The following is a 17,385-nucleotide window of genomic DNA, read 5'->3' as shown; positions in this document are numbered from 1 at the left end:
GCCTCGTTCAGACCGCCGGACTCGCCCGAGTAGTTGAGGCCCGCGGTGTTGGAGGTGACGCCGTGGGTCATCTCGTGGCCGGCCACGTCCAGCGAGGTCAGCGGCTTGGTGTTGCCCGCGCCGTCGCCGTAGGTCATGCAGAAGCAGGAGTCGTCCCAGAAGGCGTTGACGTACGCGTTGCCGTAGTGGACGCGGGAGTAGGCGGCGACGCCGTTGTTCTTGATGCCGTTGCGGCCGAAGGTGCTCTTGTAGAAGTCCCAGGTGGTCTGGGCGCCGTAGGCCGCGTCCACCGCCGCGGTCTGGTCGGTCGAGGAGCTGGAGGCCGCGCCGGTGCCCCAGGTGTCGTCGGCGTCCGTGAACAGGGTGCCCGCCGAACTGCTGGTGGCGCGCGCCTTGTTGTACGTCTTGTGGCCGCCGCGGGAGGTGTCGTAGAGCTGGTACGACGAGCCCGAGAGGGTCGTGCCGAGCGTCACCGTGCCGGAGTAGAGGCTCTTGCCGGTGCCGGTCTCGATGCCCTGGTACTCGTAGAGCTTCGCGCCGGTCGCCGCGTCGGTGATGACGTGCAGCTCGTTGGGGGTGCCGTCGTCCTGGAGGCCGCCGACGACCGTCTCGTAGGCGAGGACCGGCTTGCTGCCGTTGCCCGCCCAGATCACCTTGCGGGGCGCGGCGTCGGCCGCGGTCTCGGCGGAGCCGGCGGCCTTGGCGAGGGTGAGGGCCTGCTTCTCGGCCTTGGCGGCGGCGATGACCGGCTTGACCGAGGCCACCTCGATGACCGACTTGGTGGCCTTGGTGACGCCCTGGCTCGCGCCCGCGGCCGACTCGTGGACGACGAGGTCGCCGCCGAGCACCGGGAGGCCCGCGTAGGTCCGCTCGTAGCGCGTGTGGACGGTGCCGTCCGCGTCCTTCACCACGTCCCGGACGATCAGCTTCTCCTGGCTGCCGAGACCTATCTCCCGCGCGGTCGTGCCGGCGTCGGCCTGCTTGTCCTGGATCAGGGCGGTGCGGGCGGAGGCGCTCAGGGCCACGGGCACGGCCAGCGGCGTCCGGGCGCCGGCGTCGGCCGGGGTCTGGGCGGCGGCGCTCCCGGTGGTCAGGCCGGTGGTGACCAGCGCACCGGCCGCGACGGCGGTGGCGATGACCAGGGTGGTGCGCTTGCGACGCGCGTAGAGGGAGGACACACAAGCTCCTTGGAGTGGGGGTGCCCGGCAGGCGTGGGGGGCCGGCCGTGACGGTCGTGAAGTTGTGCGGCGGGTGCGACGAAGCCTGGCACCACAGTCGCGTACATGTCAGGACCCCTTGGTGATGTTGGCTCAAAATCGACCAACCGATGAACATTGCGGGAACGTAAACCCCGTTGACCTCGGTAAAGGGCCAACAGGGCGTCGGTCATCGGGAGGCAAAAAAGGGGCGCAGCCCCGGAGGTCGGACCTCCGGGGCTGCGCCGAGCCGGGCTTGCCGGGCCTGGTTCGCTCGGGCCTACGGGAAGGTGAGCTTCCAGCCATTGATGTAGCCGGTGTCCAGGGACGCGTTGTCCTGGACCCGCAACTGCCAGACGCCGTTGGCCACCTCGGAGGAGGCGTTCACGGTGTACGTGGTGTTGATGTTGTCCGTGCTGCCGCCGGTGCCGTACGCCTTCAGCGTGTACGCGCTGCCGTCGGGGGCGACGAGCTGGACCTGGAGGTCACCGATGTAGGTGTGGACGATGTCCACGCCGACCTGGAGGTTCGAGGGGGCGTTGCCGGTCCGCCCGGAGACGGTGACCGACGAGGTGACCGCCGCGCCCCGGTCCGGGATCGACACCCGGGTGTTGTTCTCGAAGACGGTGCCGCCACCGCCGCCGCCACCGGGCCGCGAGCCCACCGCGATGGCCGCCCAGGCGTTCTGCACGGCCGTGTACTCGGCGCTCGTCGTGCCGTACAGCTCACCCGTCGCCGCGAGGGTGCCGGTGCGGGCGCCCGCGTAGTTGGTGGTCGAGGTGAACTTCGTGGTCAGCGCGCGGAACCAGATCTTCTCCGCCTTGTCGCGGCCGATGCCGGTGACCGGAAGGCCGTCCGAGGTGGGCGAGTTGTAGGTGACACCGTTGATGGTCTTGGTGCCGCTGCCCTCGCTCAGCAGGTAGAAGAAGTGGTTCGCGGGGCCCGACGAGTAGTGCACGTCGATCGAGCCGATGCCCGAGTACCAACTGTCCTTGGACGAACCGTCCTTGCTCGGCTTGTCCATGTAACGCAACGGGGTGCCGTTGCCGTTGATGTTGATCTCCTCGCCGATGAGGTAGTCACCGACGTCGGAGGAGTTGTTGGCGTAGAACTCGACGGTCGAGCCGAAGATGTCCGAGGTCGCCTCGTTCAGACCGCCGGACTCGCCCGAGTAGTTGAGGCCCGCGGTGTTGGAGGTGAGACCGTGGGTCATCTCGTGCGCGGCCACGTCGATCGACGTCAGCGGGTTGGAGTTGCCCGAGCCGTCGCCGTAGGTCATGCAGAAGCAACTGTCCGACCAGAACGCGTTGACGTAGTTGTTGCCGTAGTGGACGCGCGAGTACGCGCCGACCCCGTCGCCGCGGATGCCCGAACGGCCGTGCACGTTCTTGTAGTAGTCCCAGGTGAGCTGGGCGCCGTAGTGCGCGTCGGCGGCGGCCGACTCCAGGTTCGACGGGGAGCCGTTGCCCCAGACGTCGTCGGGCCCGGAGAACAGCGTGCCGGTGCCGGACGTGCCGCGGTTGAGGTTGTACGTCTTGTGGTTGCCGCGCGCGCCGTCGGTCAGGTTGTACGTCGAACCGGACTGCGTGGTCGTCAGGTTGACCGTGCCGCTGTAGACCGTGTTGCCGGTGCCGGTCTCGATCGCCTCCCACTCGTAGAGCTTCGCGCCCGTGGTGGCGTCCGTGATGACGTGCAGCTCCTGCGGGGTGCCGTCGTGCTGGAAGCCGCCGACGACCGTCTCGTACGCCACCGTCGGCGTACCGCTCGCCGCCCAGATCACCTTGCGCGGGGCCCGGTTGACGTCGGGGCTCTTGGCGTCCTCCGCCTTCGCGGCGCTCAGTGCCTGCGCCTCGGCCTTGGCGGCGGGTACGGCCGCGGCGGTGGTCGCCGGGGCTATCTTCGCGCGGGTGGCCTTGACGACGGACGCGGTGGCGTCGGCCGCGGTCGACTCGACGACCAGGTCGCCGCCGAGGACCGGCAGTCCGGCGTAGGTGCGCTCGTAGCGGGTGTGCACGGTGCCGTCGCCGTCCTTGAGGACGTCCCGGACGACGAGCTTCTCCTGGGCGCCCAGGCCGAGTTCCTCGGCGGTGTCGGCCTTGCCGGCGTTCGCGGTGCGGATCAGCTCGGCGCGCTGGGCGGGGGTGAGGCGGACCGACTCGGCGCCGGGCAGGACCTGCCCCGCGGCCGACGGCGCCTGCTGGGGGGCCGCGGTGGCGGCGCCGGTCTGCACGGCGGCCGCGATGAGCGCCGCGACGCCGGCCAGGGCGACGGCGGCGGTTCTGCGGTGCGGGGTGTGGGGGGTGCGTCTGCGAGAGGAACTGCTTCTCAACACTGACTCCTTCTGCGCGGCCGCGGATCACGCGGCCAGGGGGGAGACCGGACGGCGGGTGGGCCGCCCGGCACGACAGAGGCGGTACGCAGAACGTGAAGCTGTGGGGTTGCTGTGAAGTAGCAGAGGGAAGAGTGGCAGGGGATTGCGCTCTCTGTCAGGAGCGCGTCAGAAAATTGGCCGGAAACGTTCCGTTGTCCGGGAGTTCATGTTCGATATACGGATGCGGGGAGGGAGGGGGCGCGGTTCAGGCCAGGCTGTCCCGCCAGGCGCGGTGCAGGTTCGCGAAGCGGCCCGTGCCGGTGATCAGTTCGGACGGGGGGCCGTCCTCCACGATGCGGCCGTGTTCCATGACGAGGACGCGGTCGGCGATCTCCACGGTCGACAGGCGGTGGGCGATCACCACTGCCGTGCGGCCGTCGAGGACCGTCGTCATCGCCGCCTGGACGGCCCGTTCGCCGGGGACGTCCAGGGAACTGGTCGCCTCGTCGAGGATGAGCACCGCCGGATCGGCGAGCAACGCGCGGGCGAACGCGACGAGTTGGCGCTGGCCCGCCGAGATGCGGCCGCCGCGCTTGCGGACGTCGGTGTCGTAGCCGTCGGGCAGTGAGGTGATGAACTCGTGCGCCCCGATCGCCTTCGCGGCGCGCTCGATCTCCTCACGGGTGGCGTCCGGCCGTCCGATCGCGATGTTCTCGGCGACCGTCCCGGAGAACAGGAATGCCTCCTGCGTCACCATGACCACCCCGCGCCGCAGCTCCGGCACCGGCAGGTCGCGCAGGTCCACCCCGTCGAGCAGCACCCGGCCGCCCGTCGGGTCGTAGAAGCGGGCGAGCAGCTTGGCCAGGGTCGACTTGCCGGCGCCGGTCGAGCCGACGACGGCGACGGTCTGCCCGGCGGGCAGGGTGAGGTCGAAGCCCGGGAGCACCTCGCCGCCGGTGCGGTAGCCGAAGGAGACCCCGTCGAACACCACCTCACGGCCGGGCCGTCCGCCCGCCCGCGCGGGGAGTTCGCGCGGCACGGCCGGTTCCGGCACCGACGGGGTCTGGGCGAGCAGTCCGGCGATCTTCTCCAGCGAGGCGCCCGCCGACTGGTAGGAGTTGAGGAACATGCCGAGCCGGTCGATCGGGTCGTACAGCCGCCGCAGATAGAGCACCGCGGCCGCCAGCACACCCAGTTCCAGGGAGCCGTCCGCCACCCGGTGGGCGCCCCACAGCACGATCGCCGCGACGGCCGTGTTGGCCACCAGCCGGGAGCCGACCACATAGCGGGCCATCTCCAGGAGCGCGTCGCCGTTGGAGCGCTCGTGACGCCGGTTCAGCACCCGGAAGTCCGCGTCGTTGACGGCCTCGCGGCGGAACGCGCGCACCGGGCGGATGCCGTTCATCGTCTCCACGAACTTCACGATCACCGCCGCGATCGCCGTGGACCGCGCCGCGTACACCCGTGCCGCGCGCCGCTGGTACATCCGCACCAGCAGGTACAGCGGCACGAAGGACGCCACCGCGACCGCGCCGAGCCCCAGGTCCAGCCAGAGCAGCATGGCCGAGATGTAGACGAACGACAGGACGACGGTCACCAGCTCCTGGAGCCCCTCGTCGAGCAGCTCGCGCAGCGACTCAACATCCGTGGTGGAACGGGAGATGAGCCGGCCCGAGGTGTAGCGCTCGTGGAAGTCGACGCTGAGCGCCTGCGCGTGCCGGAAGATCCGGCCGCGCAGATCGAGCAGCACGTCCTGGTTGACCCGGGCGGCCGCGGTCAGGAACGCGAACTGGAGGCCGCCGGCCGCCAGCGCGCACAGCAGATAGCCGGCGCCCACCGCGAACAGCGGCCCGTGGTCGTCGGCGCGGAACGCCGGTACGGCCCGGTCGATCGCGTACGCCACCAGCAGCGGGCCGGTCTGCACGGCCGCCTGCTGGAGCAGCAGCAGAACGGTCGTGAACGCCACCCGGGCCCGCATCGGGGCGAGCAGGGAACGCAGCAGCGCGCCCGTCGCGCCCGGCGGGGTGGGCAGGGCGTCCTGGTCGAAGGCGTCGCCGTCGGCCGGCGGGCGCGGGGCGTCCGGCTCTTCCTCGGCGACCGGGGAGGAGGTGGTGGGGGCGGTCATCGGTCGTCCTCCTGGCGGCCGGTTCCGGACATGAGGTGGGCGTACTCGGCGTTGCCGCGCAGCAGTTCCTGATGGGTGCCGACGGCGGTGATCCGGCCGCCGGACAGCAGGGCCACCCGGTCGGCGAGCAGCACGGTCGACGGGCGGTGGGCGACGATCAGCGCGGTGGTGCCGGCGAGGACCTCGCGCAGCGCGGCCTCCACGGCGGCCTCCGTGTGCACGTCCAGCGCGGAGAGCGGGTCGTCGAGGACCAGGAACCGGGGCCGTCCGACGACCGCCCGGGCCAGCGCGAGCCGCTGCCGCTGTCCGCCGGAGAGACTGAGGCCCTGTTCGCCGACCTGGGTCCCGGTGCCCTCGGGCAGTCGGTGCGCGAAGCCGGCCTGCGCGACCTCCAGCGCCCGCTCCAGCTCCTCGGCGCCCGCGGTGTCGTCGGCGCCCATCAGGACGTTCTCCCCGATGCTCGCGGAGAACAGCGTCGGCTCCTCGAAGGCGACGGCGACCTTCGCCCGCAGCTCGGCGCGCGGCATCGCGGTGATGTCCGTGCCGTCGAGCGTGATCCGTCCGGCGGTCGTCTCGTGCAGCCGGGGCACCAGGGCGGTGAGCGTGGTCTTCCCGCTGCCGGTGGCCCCGACCAGGGCCATCGACTCACCGGGCCGGATGTGCAGGTCGATCCGGTCCAGGACGGGCGGGGAGCCGGGACGCGCGTCGGGGTAGCGGAAGACGACGCCCTCGAAGCGCAGCCCGCCCTCCGAGCGCAGCCCGCCCTCCGAGCGCAGCCCGCCCTCCGAGCGCAGCCCGCCGTCCTCTTCGCCGGCGTCGTCGGCGGCCGGGCTCGTGCCGGACACGGTCTCCTTCTCCGGCGGCTCGTCCATCACCTCGAAGTACCGCTCGGTGGCCGTCGCCGCCTCCTGGCTCATCGCGAGCAGGAAGCCGATCGAGTCCACCGGCCAGCGCAGCGCGAGCGCCGTGGACAGGAACGCGACCAGGGTGCCCGCCGACAGCTCGCCGTCGGCCACCTGCACCGCGCCCAGCACCAGGGCCGCGCCGATCGCCACCTCCGGCAGCGTCACGATCACCGCCCAGATGGTCGCCAGCAGCCGCGCCTTGCGCAGTTCGGTGCCGCGCAGGGTGGCCGACAGTTCGCGGAAGGCGCGGGCCTGGCTGCGGTGCCGGCCGAAGCCCTTGATGATCCGGATGCCGAGGACGCTCTCCTCGACGACCGTCGTCAGATCGCCCACCTGGTCCTGCGCCCGCCGGGCCACGACCGCGTACCGGCGCTCGAAGACCACGCACATCACCATCACCGGGACGGCCGGGCCCAGGATCACCAGGCCGAGCGTCCAGTCCTGGAGCAGCATGATGATCACGCCGACCACGATGGTGACCGAGTTGACCAGCAGGAACGTCAGCGGGAAGGCGAGGAACATCCGCACCAGCATCAGATCCGTGGTCCCCCGGGACAGCAACTGCCCCGAGGCCCAGCGGTCGTGGAAGGCCACCGGGAGCCGCTGGAGATGCCGGTACAGACCGGCCCGCATCTCCGCCTCGACACGCGACAGCGGCCGGGCCACCAGCCAGCGCCGCAGCCCGAACAGGCCCGCCTCCGCGAGACCGAGCAGCAGCAGGTACAGGGCGCCGAGCCAGACGCCGGCCGTGTCCCCGTCGGCGACCGGCCCGTCCACCATCCACTTCAGGACGAGCGGGATCACCAGCCCGGTACAGGAGGCGATCACCGCGACGAAGGCGGCGGTGAACAGGCGCGACCGCACGGGCCGCACATACGGCCACAGGCGCAGCAGCGCGCGCACCGCGGACCGGTCCTCGGCGGGTTCAGGAATCGTGGACATCAGCAGCGAGCCTACGGTTCACCACTGACATCGCCCACCGAGTTTCGGTCCGACGGCCCGAGCGCCCGACCACGCGAGGGCCCGCCGGCCCTCACCCCACGACCCGCAGCAGCAGCACCGCCCGCGCCGGCACCGTCACCTCCTCGCCCGCCGTGTGATGGACCGCCGGCGGGTCCGTCTGGTCCTCGCGGGAGGTGTCCACGACCACCTCGTAGCGCTCCGCCCACGGCGGCCCCGGCAGCACGAAGTCCACGGGGCGGTCCCCGGCGTGCAGGACGGTGAGAAAGCTGTCGTCGGTGATCGGCGCGCCCCGCTCGTCCCGGCCCGGGATGTCCCGGCCGGACAGATACATGCCGAGCGTGGCGGCGGGCGCGTACCAGTCCCCCTCCGTCATCTCCGTGCCCCGCGTGGTGAACCAGGCCAGATCGCGCAGCCCGTCCGCCGAGTGCGCCCGCCCGGAGAAGAACGCCCGCCGGCGCAGCACCGGATGGCGGTGGCGCAGCGCGATCAGCCGGGCCGTCAGGTCGAACAGCGCCCGCCACGACGGGTCCTCCAGCAGCTCCCAGTCCACCCAGCCGATCTCGTTGTCCTGGCAGTAGGCGTTGTTGTTGCCGCCCTGGGTGCGGCCCAGTTCGTCGCCCGCGACCAGCATCGGCACGCCCGTCGACAGCAGCAGGGTGGTCAGCAGATTGCGGAGCTGCCGGCGGCGCAGGGCGAGGACCCGCTCGTCGTCCGTCTCCCCCTCGGCCCCGCAGTTCCAGGCCCGGTTGTCGTTCGTGCCGTCCCGGTTGCCCTCGCCGTTGGCCTCGTTGTGCTTGCGCTCGTACGACACCAGGTCGCGCAGGGTGAAGCCGTCGTGCGCGGTCACGAAGTTCACCGACGCGTATGGCCGCCGCCCGCCCCAGGCGTACAGGTCGCTGGAGCCCGACAGCCGGTAGCCCATCTCGCGCACGTCCGGCAGCGCGCCCCGCCAGAAGTCCCGCACGGCGTCGCGGTAGCGGTCGTTCCACTCCGTCCACAGCGGAGGGAAGGCGCCCACCTGGTAGCCGCCGGAGCCGACGTCCCACGGCTCGGCGATCAGCTTGACCCGGCGCAGCACCGGGTCCTGCGCGATCACCGCGAGGAACGGCGACAGCATGTCCACGTCGTGCATGGAGCGGGCCAGCGCGGCGGCCAGGTCGAAGCGGAAGCCGTCCACGCCCATCTCGGTCACCCAGTAGCGCAGCGAGTCCGTGATCAGCCGCAGCACGTGCGGCTGCACCACGTGCAGGGTGTTGCCGCAGCCGGTGTAGTCCGCGTACCGGCGGGCGTCCGGCTGGAGCCGGTAGTAGCCCCGGTTGTCGATGCCCTTCAGGGACAGCGTCGGGCCCAGCTCGCCCGCCTCCGCCGTGTGGTTGTAGACCACGTCGAGGATCACCTCGACGCCCGCCGCGTGCAGCGCCCGCACCATCCGCTTGAACTCGCCGACCTGCTCGCCCCGGGTCCCGGCGGAGGCGTATCCGGCGTGCGGGGCGAAGTAGCCGATGGAGTTGTAGCCCCAGTAGTTCGTCAGGCCCCGGCGCAGCAGATGGTCCTCGTGCGCGAACTGGTGGACCGGCAGCAGCTCCACCGCCGTCACGCCCAGCTTCACCAGGTGCTCGACCGCCGCCGGATGGGCGAGCCCGGCGTAGGTGCCGCGCAGTTCCTCGGGGATGCCCGGGTGGCGCCGGGTGAAGCCCTTGACGTGCACCTCGTAGATCACCGAGTCGGCCCAGGGCGTCTTCGGCCGCCGGTCGTCGGCCCAGTCGTCGTCATCGTGGACGACGACGCCCTTCGGGACGTACGGCGCCGAGTCCCGGTCGTCGCGCACGGTGTCGGCGACCTGCTGCTGCGGCCAGTCCCGGACGTGCCCGTACACCTCGGGCGGCAGGGTGAAGTCGCCGTCCACCGCGCGGGCGTACGGGTCCAGGAGCAGTTTCGCCGGGTTCCAGCGGCCGCCCGTCCACGGGTCCCAGCGGCCGTGCACCCGGTAGCCGTAGCGCTGGCCCGGCATCACCCCCGGCACGAAGCCGTGCCAGATCTCGTGCGTCAGTTCGGTGAGCCGGGCGCGGGTCTCCCGCCCCGACGCGTCGAACAGACACAGCTCGACCGCCTCCGCCCCGCCCGCCCACAGCGCGAAGTTGGTTCCCGCCACCCCGTCGGGCCCGGTGCGGAACCGGGCGCCGAGCGGCGTGGGCGCGCCCGGCCACACGGGCACGCCGGGCGTCCTGTGCGACGCACCGTTCACGACGGCTTCGGGCGCGACCCGCTCCTTTGCCACCGTCTCCTGCTCGGCTGCGCTGGACACCGTTCCGCCTCCCGCGGCTCGTGGGACGACGTGGGCAAGGGGCGGGGCGTCCCGGCCGCTGCTCCCCGTCGCGTCGTCCTCCCCCCTGTTCTGCCCAGAGCGCGCCTCGCACTCACGTTTCCCCGGAGCGTGCCCGGTCGTTGGACACGCCGTGAGGCACGTACAAGGGCGCGCACGGCGCGCGAGGGTCGCAGTGGCCGCCGTAGTGACATGGGCAGGACTGCTGGCCGGGGCGGCCGGCTGCACCGCGGAGGGAGGCGGCGGACTCGACCGGATGCTGGGCAAGGCGCCGGCCGCCGCGGACACCATCCGGGTGACCCCGGCCGACGGCACCAAGGGCGTCCGCCCGGCGGCCGGGCTGCGGGTGGCGGTGCCGGAAGGGCGGCTGGAGTCGGTGAAGGTCGTGCGCTCCCAGGACGCCCAGGAGACCGCGGTGCCCGGCAGGATCTCCGCCGACGGCCGGAGCTGGCGGCCCGACGACGACCGGCTCGCCCTCGCCGCCCGCTACACCGTCGACGCCGTGGCCCTCGACGCCGACGGCGACCGCGCCGCGCGCCGCACCACGTTCACCACCCAGGTCCCCGAGGAACGCTTCGTCGGATACGTCACTCCGGAGAACCGCTCGACCGTCGGCACCGGGATGATCGTCTCCCTGGAGTTCAGCCGGGAGATCGCGAACCGGGCCGCCGTGGAGCGCGCCGTCCGGGTCACCGCCGTCCCGGACGTCGAGATCCGGGCGCACTGGTTCCACGACGGCCGCCTGGACTTCCGGCCCCGCCGCTACTGGAAGCCCGGCACCGAGGTCACCGTCGACCTGAGGCTGCGGGACGTCGAGGGCGCGCCCGGCGTGTACGGCGTGCAGGACAAGAAGGTCACCTTCACCGTCGGCCGCAGTCAGGTCTCCCTGGTCGACGCGGCCCGCCACACCATGAAGGTCCACCGCGACGGCGATCTGATCGCGACCGTGCCGATCACGGCGGGGGCGCCGAAGACGACGACGTACAACGGCAAGATGGTCGTCACCGAGATGCTCGAACTGACCCGGATGAACGGCGCGACGGTCGGCTTCAAGAAGAAGAACGGCAAGGGCGAGTACGACATCCCCGACGTCCCGCACGCCATGCGGCTGACCGAGTCCGGCACGTTCCTGCACGGCAACTACTGGGCGGACGACGTGTTCGGGCGGGAGAACGTCAGCCACGGCTGCGTCGGCCTGCGGGACGTGAAGGGCGGCGCCTCGGACACCCCGGCGGGCTGGTTCTTCGACCGCTCGCTCGTCGGGGACGTGGTCGAGGTGGTCCACAGCAAGGACAAGCAGGTCGCGCCCGACAACGGCCTCGGCGGCTGGAACATGGGCTGGCGGGAGTGGACGGAGGGCAGCGCCCTCGGCTGATTCCCGGCGCCCCGCACCCCGCGTTCGCTTCTCCGTGCAACCATCTCCGCCCTCGCACGGTCCAAGTTGCGACGGAACGGTGACATTGACCTGACACGATGCTCAAAACCGTGCAGTTAATATGCGCCAGTGATCGCGCGGGACGCGCTGGGGTGGGGGCCTGACCGGGCCTTGCGAGGGGAGAACGACTGTGAACGTGCGACCGATATCGGGGGCGTCGGCGGGTGGACGCTCACGCGGCCGCAACAAGCGGTGGGCGGTGATCGTCGGCGGCGCGCTGCTGGCCGTCACGGCCTGCGGCGGAGGCGGGGGATCGAACGCGGGGACCGGGGGCAAGGACAAGGACGACAAGGGCAGCACCGCCGCCGCCGAGAGCAAGCAGTCGGTGGCCGTCGTCACGATCGCGCCGAAGGCCGGCGCCAAGGACGTGGACACCAGCGGCGCCCTCAAGGTCAGCGCGGCCAAGGGCAAGCTGACCGAGGTCACCGTCAAGGACGACGACGGCACGAAGATCGAGGGCGAGATCTCGGCCGACGGCACCAGTTGGACGCCCGCCACGCATCTCGCGGCGTCCACCGAGTACCAGGTGCACGCGGTGGCCAAGGACTCCGAGGGCCGCACGGCCGCCGAGGACTCCTCCTTCACCACGCTGAGCCCGCAGAACACCTTCACCGGCAACTTCACGCCCGAGGACGGCTCCACCGTCGGTGTCGGCATGCCGTTCTCGGTCCGCTTCACGCGCGGCATCACCAAGCCGGACGACGTCGAGAAGGCCATCAAGATCACGACCGAGCCGGCCGTCGACGTCCAGGGCCACTGGTTCGGCAACGACCGCCTCGACTTCCGGCCCGAGGAGTACTGGAAGGCCGGCACCAAGGTCACCGTCAAGCTCAACCTCGACGGCGTCGAGGGCCGCAAGGGCGTCTACGGCAAGCAGGCCAAGACCGTCTCCTTCACCATCGGCCGCGACCAGGTGTCGATCGTGGACGCCAAGAAGCACACGATGAAGGTCATGCGCGAGGGCAAGGTCGTCAAGACCATCCCGGTCACCACCGGCAAGCCCGGCTACGCCACCTGGAACGGCCAGATGGTCATCAGCGAGAAGTTCACGGTGACCCGGATGAACGGCGACACCGTCGGCTACGACGGCGAGTACGACATCAAGGACGTCCCGCACGCCATGCGCCTGACCAACTCGGGCACCTTCGTGCACGGCAACTACTGGGGCGGCGACGCCTTCGGCAACTACAACGCCAGCCACGGCTGCATCGGCCTGCGGGACGTGCGCGGCGGCTACGACGGCTCGGCGCCGGCCGCGTGGTTCTTCAAGCAGTCGATGATCGGTGACGTGGTGGTCGTGAAGAACTCCACCGACCCGGTGGTCGACCCCTCCAACGGCCTCAACGGCTGGAACCTCTCGTGGGCGGAGTGGACGAAGTAGTCCACCCGCGATCCTTTCGGGCGGACGGGCCCGGTGCTGTGAGCCACGGCACCGGGCCCGTCGCTGTTAGTCGGCGTTAACCTGCTGCCATGACCGTGAATCTCGAAGTCGCCGACGGCGTCGGCACGATCCGTCTCGACCGTCCGCCGATGAACGCGCTGGACATCGCCACCCAGGACCGGCTGAAGGAGGTCGCCGAGGAGGCGGCCCGCCGCGAGGACGTGCGGGCCGTCGTGGTGTACGGCGGGGAGAAGGTGTTCGCGGCGGGCGCGGACATCAAGGAGATGCAGGCCATGGACCACACGGCGATGGTCCTGCGCGCCCGCGCCCTCCAGGACGCGTTCACGGCGGTGGCCCGGATCCCCAAGCCGGTCGTGGCGGCCGTCACCGGCTACGCGCTGGGCGGCGGCTGCGAACTGGCGCTGTGCGCGGACTACCGGATCGCGGGGGAGAACGCCAAGCTCGGCCAGCCGGAGATCCTGCTCGGGCTGATCCCGGGCGCCGGCGGCACCCAGCGGCTGGCGCGGCTGGTGGGCCCCTCCCGGGCCAAGGACCTCATCTTCACCGGCCGGATGGTCAAGGCGGACGAGGCGCTGACGCTCGGTCTGGTCGACCGGGTGGTGCCGGCCGACGAGGTCTACACCCAGGCGCACGCGTGGGCCGCCAAGCTGGCGCAGGGCCCGGCGCTCGCGCTGCGGGCCGCGAAGGAGTCCGTCGACACCGGTCTGGAGACCGACATCGACACCGGCCTCGCGGTCGAACGCAACTGGTTCGCGGGCCTGTTCGCCACCCCCGACCGTGAGATCGGGATGCGCAGCTTCGTGGAGGACGGCCCCGGCAAGGCCACGTTCCTGTGAGGCACATCTCTGTGAATCCGGCCGGAACCCCTTGCAATTGACAGGGTGTCTGACCCGGGATCCCTCGATGGGGCGGATTATGGGAACCTTAAGGCGACCTTAAGCCTGCCTTGGCCAGGGATCCTGGGCTTGCCCCCGAAAGGGCTTACCGCGCAGGTCGGTTGGGGTCCGGACGGCTCCGGCCTGCCTCTGGCATATGTCAACTCGCCCGCGCGGAAAGGGGTCGCACAGGGGGCGTATTCCCCCGGAACGGCCACGCGGGCGACATCGGGCGGCCATCATGGTGGGCATGGCGGGGCTGGAGGATATCGAACAGCCGCGGGGGCACGAGCGTGTGGCCGCGGCACGATGGTCACCTGCGGTCGAGGACGAACGGGCACTCAAGGCGCTGGAGTTGTTCGGAAATCCGACCGAGGGCGAGGTGCCGTTGCCGTCCCGCCCCGAGTCCGCCGCCACGGCCCGCCGGCTCACCCAGGTCGTCGTCCTGCGGCAGTGGGGCCTGAGCCCCCGGATGACCGAGGACGCGGTCCTCCTCGTCTCCGAACTCGTCGGCAACGCCGTACGGCACACCGGCGCCCGGGTGTTCGGCCTCCGGATGCGCCGCCGCCGCGGCTGGATCCGCATCGAGGTCCGCGACCCGTCCCGTGGTCTGCCCTGTCTGATGCCGGTCCAGGAACTCGACGTCAGCGGCCGCGGCCTCTTCCTCGTCGACAAACTCTCCGACCGCTGGGGCGTCGACCTGCTCCCACGCGGCAAGACGACCTGGTTCGAGATGCGCGTCGCCGACCGCTGACCGCTCCGCGGGGCGGCCCCGCGGCTTCCGTGCGCGGGAGGCCAACCGGCCGCCGAATGGACCAATCGCCCGATTCGATGGCTCAACCGCCTTAAATGGGGCGGGTGACCACGACTGATCGTCGGGGGGTTCTGCGGGCCGGTGCCGGGCTCGCCGTCGCGGGGGCGTTCGCCGCGGGGTGTGCCAGGGCCGGTGCCGTCGCGCACTCCGCGCCCGATGCCACGAGCCCGCCCCCGCCGACCGGCCCGGCCCGCCCCGCGCCGTCGCCGCGGCGCTTCCCCGGGCAGCCCGTGCAGGTCGATCACGGGCCCCGGGGCCGGCCCCGGGTCGCGCTCACCTTTCACGGGAACGGCGATCCCGCCACCGCGCGTGCGCTGCTCGCCGAGGCCGAGCGGCGCGGTGCGCGGGTCACCGTGCTCGCCGTCGGGACCTGGCTCGACGCGCATCCCGGGATGGCCCGCCGGATCCTCGACGGCGGCCACGACCTCGGCAACCACACCATGCGCCACCTCGACATCAACACCATGTCCGAGGCGGACGCCACCCGGGAGATCGAGGACTGCGCCGCCCGTCTGAAGCGGCTCACCGGATCCGTCGGCACCTGGTTCCGCCCCTCCCGCGCCGCCCGCGCCTCCCCGCTCGTCGAGACCCTGGCCCGCCGGGCCGGATACCCCCACGTCCTCTCCTACGACGTCGACTCCCTCGACTTCACCTCGCCCGGCGCGCCCGCCGTCACCCGCACCGTCCTCGACGCCGTCCGGGCCGGATCCGTCGTGAGCCTGCACTTCGGGTACGCCGACACGGTCGCCGCCCTCCCCGCCGTCCTGGACGAACTGGACCGCCGCGGCCTGCGCGCGGTCACGACCACGGAGCTGCTCAGTTGATGCACCCCACCCTCCTGCGGCGCGCCCTGCTCACCGGGACCGCGCTCACCGCCGTCGCCGCCCTCGCCGCCTGCGGCACCGAGTCCAAGGACAAGGCCGGCGGGGCCGACCAGTCGCCCAAGGCCGCCGCGCCCGCCCCCGCGCACCAGCGGCAGAAGGAGAAACCGGCCGTCCAGGGGCTGCCCGGCATGCCGCCGGTGCTCGACCCGAACGACGTCTACGCCGCGGACCGTCCCAACCGGCTCTCCCCGGTGGTCAAGGACTTCCCGTCCCGCGTCTACGTGCCCAACACCGAGTCCGACACCGTCACCGTCATCGACCCGGAGACCTACAAGGTCGTCGACACCCTGCACGTCGGCCGGCAGCCCCAGCACGTCGTGCCCTCCTGGGACCTCAAGACCCTCTGGGTCAACAACAACCGCGGGCACACCCTCACCCCCATCGATCCGAAGACCGGCAAGGCGGGCAAGGAGGTGGAGGTGCACGACCCGTACAACCTCTACTTCACGCCCAACGGCAAGTACGCGATCGTGATGGCCTCCCTGGACCGCGAACTCGTCTTCCGCGACCCGCACACCATGAAGCGGATCAAGACCGAGCCGGTCACCTGTTACGGCGTCAACCACGCCGACTTCTCCCGCGACGGCCGGTACTTCATCGTCTCCTGCGAGTTCAGCGGGGAGCTGCTGAAGGTCGACACCGAGCGGATGGAGGTCGTCGGACAGCAGAAACTCCCCTTCAAGGGCGCCATGCCGCAGGACGTGAAGGTCTCGCCCGACGGCAAGCGGTTCTACATCGCCGACATGATGGCCGACGGGATGTGGGTGATCGACGGCGACACCTTCGGCAAGCCGACCCTGCTGCCCACCGGCAAGGGCTGCCACGGGCTGTACGTGAGCCGCGACTCCCGCGAGATGTACGTCTCCAACCGCGGCGAGGGCACCGTCTCCGTCTTCGACTTCACCGAGGACCGCGTCACCAAGAAGTGGCACCTGCCCGACGGCGGCAGCCCCGACATGGGCGGCGTCTCCGCGGACGGCAAGGTCCTGTGGCTGTCCGGGCGTTACGACGCCGAGGTGTACGCCATCGACACCCGCACCGGCAAGCAGCTCGCCCGCATCCCGGTCGGCAGCGGCCCGCACGGCCTGGCCGTCTACCCCCAGCCCGGCCGCTACTCCCTGGGTCACACGGGCATCTTCCGCTGACGGACGGTCAACTATGCGGCCGGGGCGCGCTGTTCCGGCCGCGTCAGCAGGATCTCCGCGCCCACCGGGACGTACCCCGCCGCCTGGAACGCCCGTACGCTGCGGGCGTTCCCCGGCGCGATCTGGGCCCACACCGGCTCGTCGGCGAGATGACGGGCGGCGGTCACCAGCAGCCGCCCGCGCCCCCGCCGCCGTACCGCCTCGTCCACCTCGACCGAGACCTCCAGCCGGCCGCCGATCCCGCGGCCCATGACCAGCACCCCGCCGTCCGCCGCCCACACCCTCACCCGGTCGCGCCGGCGGCGGGCGTACCGCACACGGGGATGGCCGCGGTCGGTGATCTCGCGCAGGGCGACCGGCGGCGGGCCCGGCAGCGGGGCGGCCACCAGCATCGCGTCGATCGTCTCGGCGGTCCTGCCGGTGCGGTTCATGAGGGCCGACAGGAAACGCGGGTTCATCGTCGCGGACAGCGGATCGCAGTCGGCCCCGCGCAGCGCCGCCGCCACCCACTCCGGGTCCTCGTCCGTGAAGACGACCGAGTGCGCGGTGAAGGCGAGCACCCCGGCGTCCCGGTCCGACATCTGCGGCACGACCGTCGTCCGGCCGTCCGGCGGCGGGAAGTCCCCGTGCGCCGCCGCGTCGAGAATGTCCCGCAGTGTCTCCACCCGTCCCCCTCTTCCCGGCCGCCGCACCGGGCGCTCCCCGGGGCCGTTAATCTGACCTGCGGCAGTACGACAGTAAGCGACGGAAAAAGGGGCGGATCGGTGGCCGACATCGAAGAGGCACGCAAGCAGTTCGACCGGATCGACGCGGACGGGGACGGTTTCATCACCGCCGCCGAGTTCAAGACCGCCCTGGCCCAGCAGGGTGACTGGAACGTCACCGAGCCGGTCGCCGAGGCCCTCATCAAGAGCCGCGACCTGAACGGCGACAAGGTTCTCTCGTTCGACGAGTTCTGGGGTCACCTGAACAAGTGACGCCCTCCCCGGAATAGCCGCCGGCCGGCC

Annotated in this window: 13 protein-coding genes; 7 read left to right on the top strand and 6 right to left on the bottom strand. The window is 71.6% G+C overall.

The features are described 5' to 3' along the window. The 5 genes from G6W55_RS28950 to glgX form a co-directional block, all read right to left on the bottom strand. Positions 1-1,178: M4 family metallopeptidase (locus G6W55_RS28950; protein WP_175523726.1), on the bottom strand; the 1,178-nt coding region annotated here is incomplete at its 3' end. 298 nt (positions 1,179-1,476) lie between these two features. After that, on the bottom strand, positions 1,477-3,525 hold the full coding sequence (locus G6W55_RS28945; protein WP_175523725.1) for a M4 family metallopeptidase: 2,049 nt from the start codon (positions 3,523-3,525) through the stop codon (positions 1,477-1,479). A gap of 247 nt (positions 3,526-3,772) precedes the next feature. Then, positions 3,773-5,632 carry an ABC transporter ATP-binding protein gene (locus tag G6W55_RS28940; RefSeq protein ID WP_175523724.1) on the bottom strand — a complete coding sequence of 620 codons (1,860 nt, stop codon included), beginning with the start codon at positions 5,630-5,632 and terminating at the stop codon, positions 3,773-3,775. After that, positions 5,629-7,479, bottom strand: coding sequence for an ABC transporter ATP-binding protein (locus G6W55_RS28935; protein WP_175523723.1), 1,851 nt, complete (start codon positions 7,477-7,479; stop codon positions 5,629-5,631). Before G6W55_RS28935 ends, G6W55_RS28940 begins: the two co-directional genes overlap by 4 nt. A 91-nt stretch (positions 7,480-7,570) precedes the next feature. Beyond that, the gene (glgX, locus tag G6W55_RS28930; RefSeq protein WP_175523722.1) at positions 7,571-9,805 is read right to left on the bottom strand and encodes a glycogen debranching protein GlgX; all 2,235 of its coding nucleotides are present in this window, start codon (positions 9,803-9,805) and stop codon (positions 7,571-7,573) included. 151 nt (positions 9,806-9,956) lie between these two features. Between glgX and G6W55_RS28925 the strand changes: the two genes are divergently transcribed. The 6 genes from G6W55_RS28925 (at position 9,957) to G6W55_RS28900 (ending at position 16,378) form a co-directional block, all read left to right on the top strand. Then, complete coding sequence (locus G6W55_RS28925; protein ID WP_175523721.1) at positions 9,957-11,198, top strand: Ig-like domain-containing protein; 1,242 nt, start codon at positions 9,957-9,959, stop codon at positions 11,196-11,198. Between the two features lie 190 nt (positions 11,199-11,388). Further along, entirely contained in the window at positions 11,389-12,639 is a 1,251-nt protein-coding gene (locus tag G6W55_RS28920; protein ID WP_175523720.1) for an Ig-like domain-containing protein, read from the top strand. Between the two features lie 89 nt (positions 12,640-12,728). Further along, the gene (locus G6W55_RS28915; RefSeq protein WP_030793570.1) at positions 12,729-13,496 is read left to right on the top strand and encodes an enoyl-CoA hydratase/isomerase family protein; all 768 of its coding nucleotides are present in this window, start codon (positions 12,729-12,731) and stop codon (positions 13,494-13,496) included. A gap of 289 nt (positions 13,497-13,785) precedes the next feature. Next, positions 13,786-14,289, top strand: coding sequence for an ATP-binding protein (locus G6W55_RS28910; RefSeq protein ID WP_175523719.1), 504 nt, complete (start codon positions 13,786-13,788; stop codon positions 14,287-14,289). 95 nt (positions 14,290-14,384) lie between these two features. Next, entirely contained in the window at positions 14,385-15,173 is a 789-nt protein-coding gene (locus G6W55_RS28905) for a polysaccharide deacetylase family protein (protein ID WP_175523718.1), read from the top strand. Next, positions 15,173-16,378 carry a YncE family protein gene (locus tag G6W55_RS28900; RefSeq protein WP_175523717.1) on the top strand — a complete coding sequence of 402 codons (1,206 nt, stop codon included), beginning with the start codon at positions 15,173-15,175 and terminating at the stop codon, positions 16,376-16,378. The genes G6W55_RS28905 and G6W55_RS28900 overlap by 1 nt, the downstream gene beginning before the upstream one ends. An 11-nt stretch (positions 16,379-16,389) precedes the next feature. Here G6W55_RS28900 and G6W55_RS28895 read toward each other — a convergent pair whose 3' ends face one another. Continuing rightward, on the bottom strand, positions 16,390-17,043 hold the full coding sequence (locus G6W55_RS28895) for a GNAT family N-acetyltransferase (protein WP_175523716.1): 654 nt from the start codon (positions 17,041-17,043) through the stop codon (positions 16,390-16,392). Positions 17,044-17,142: 99 nt separating this feature from the next. On the opposite strand from G6W55_RS28895, the gene G6W55_RS28890 reads away from it, so the two are divergent. After that, entirely contained in the window at positions 17,143-17,355 is a 213-nt protein-coding gene (locus tag G6W55_RS28890) for an EF-hand domain-containing protein (protein WP_175523715.1), read from the top strand. Positions 17,356-17,385: the final 30 nt, after the last annotated feature.

Source organism: Streptomyces sp. CAI-85 (assembly GCF_013363615.1).
Classification (GTDB): Bacteria; Actinomycetota; Actinomycetes; order Streptomycetales; family Streptomycetaceae; genus Streptomyces; species Streptomyces antibioticus_B.
This window is presented reverse-complemented; position numbering and strand designations above follow the sequence as displayed.

Bases quoted from the DNA above. Each gene is read 5' to 3' on its own strand.
- G6W55_RS28915 (WP_030793570.1), top strand. From the start codon at position 12,729: ATGACCGTGAATCTCGAAGTCGCCGACGGCGTCGGCACGATCCGTCTC.
- G6W55_RS28900 (WP_175523717.1), top strand. From the start codon at position 15,173: ATGCACCCCACCCTCCTGCGGCGCGCCCTGCTCACCGGGACCGCGCTC.
- G6W55_RS28940 (WP_175523724.1), bottom strand. From the start codon at position 5,632: ATGACCGCCCCCACCACCTCCTCCCCGGTCGCCGAGGAAGAGCCGGAC.
- G6W55_RS28935 (WP_175523723.1), bottom strand. From the start codon at position 7,479: ATGTCCACGATTCCTGAACCCGCCGAGGACCGGTCCGCGGTGCGCGCG.
- G6W55_RS28905 (WP_175523718.1), top strand. From the start codon at position 14,385: ATGGGGCGGGTGACCACGACTGATCGTCGGGGGGTTCTGCGGGCCGGT.
- G6W55_RS28910 (WP_175523719.1), top strand. From the start codon at position 13,786: ATGGCGGGGCTGGAGGATATCGAACAGCCGCGGGGGCACGAGCGTGTG.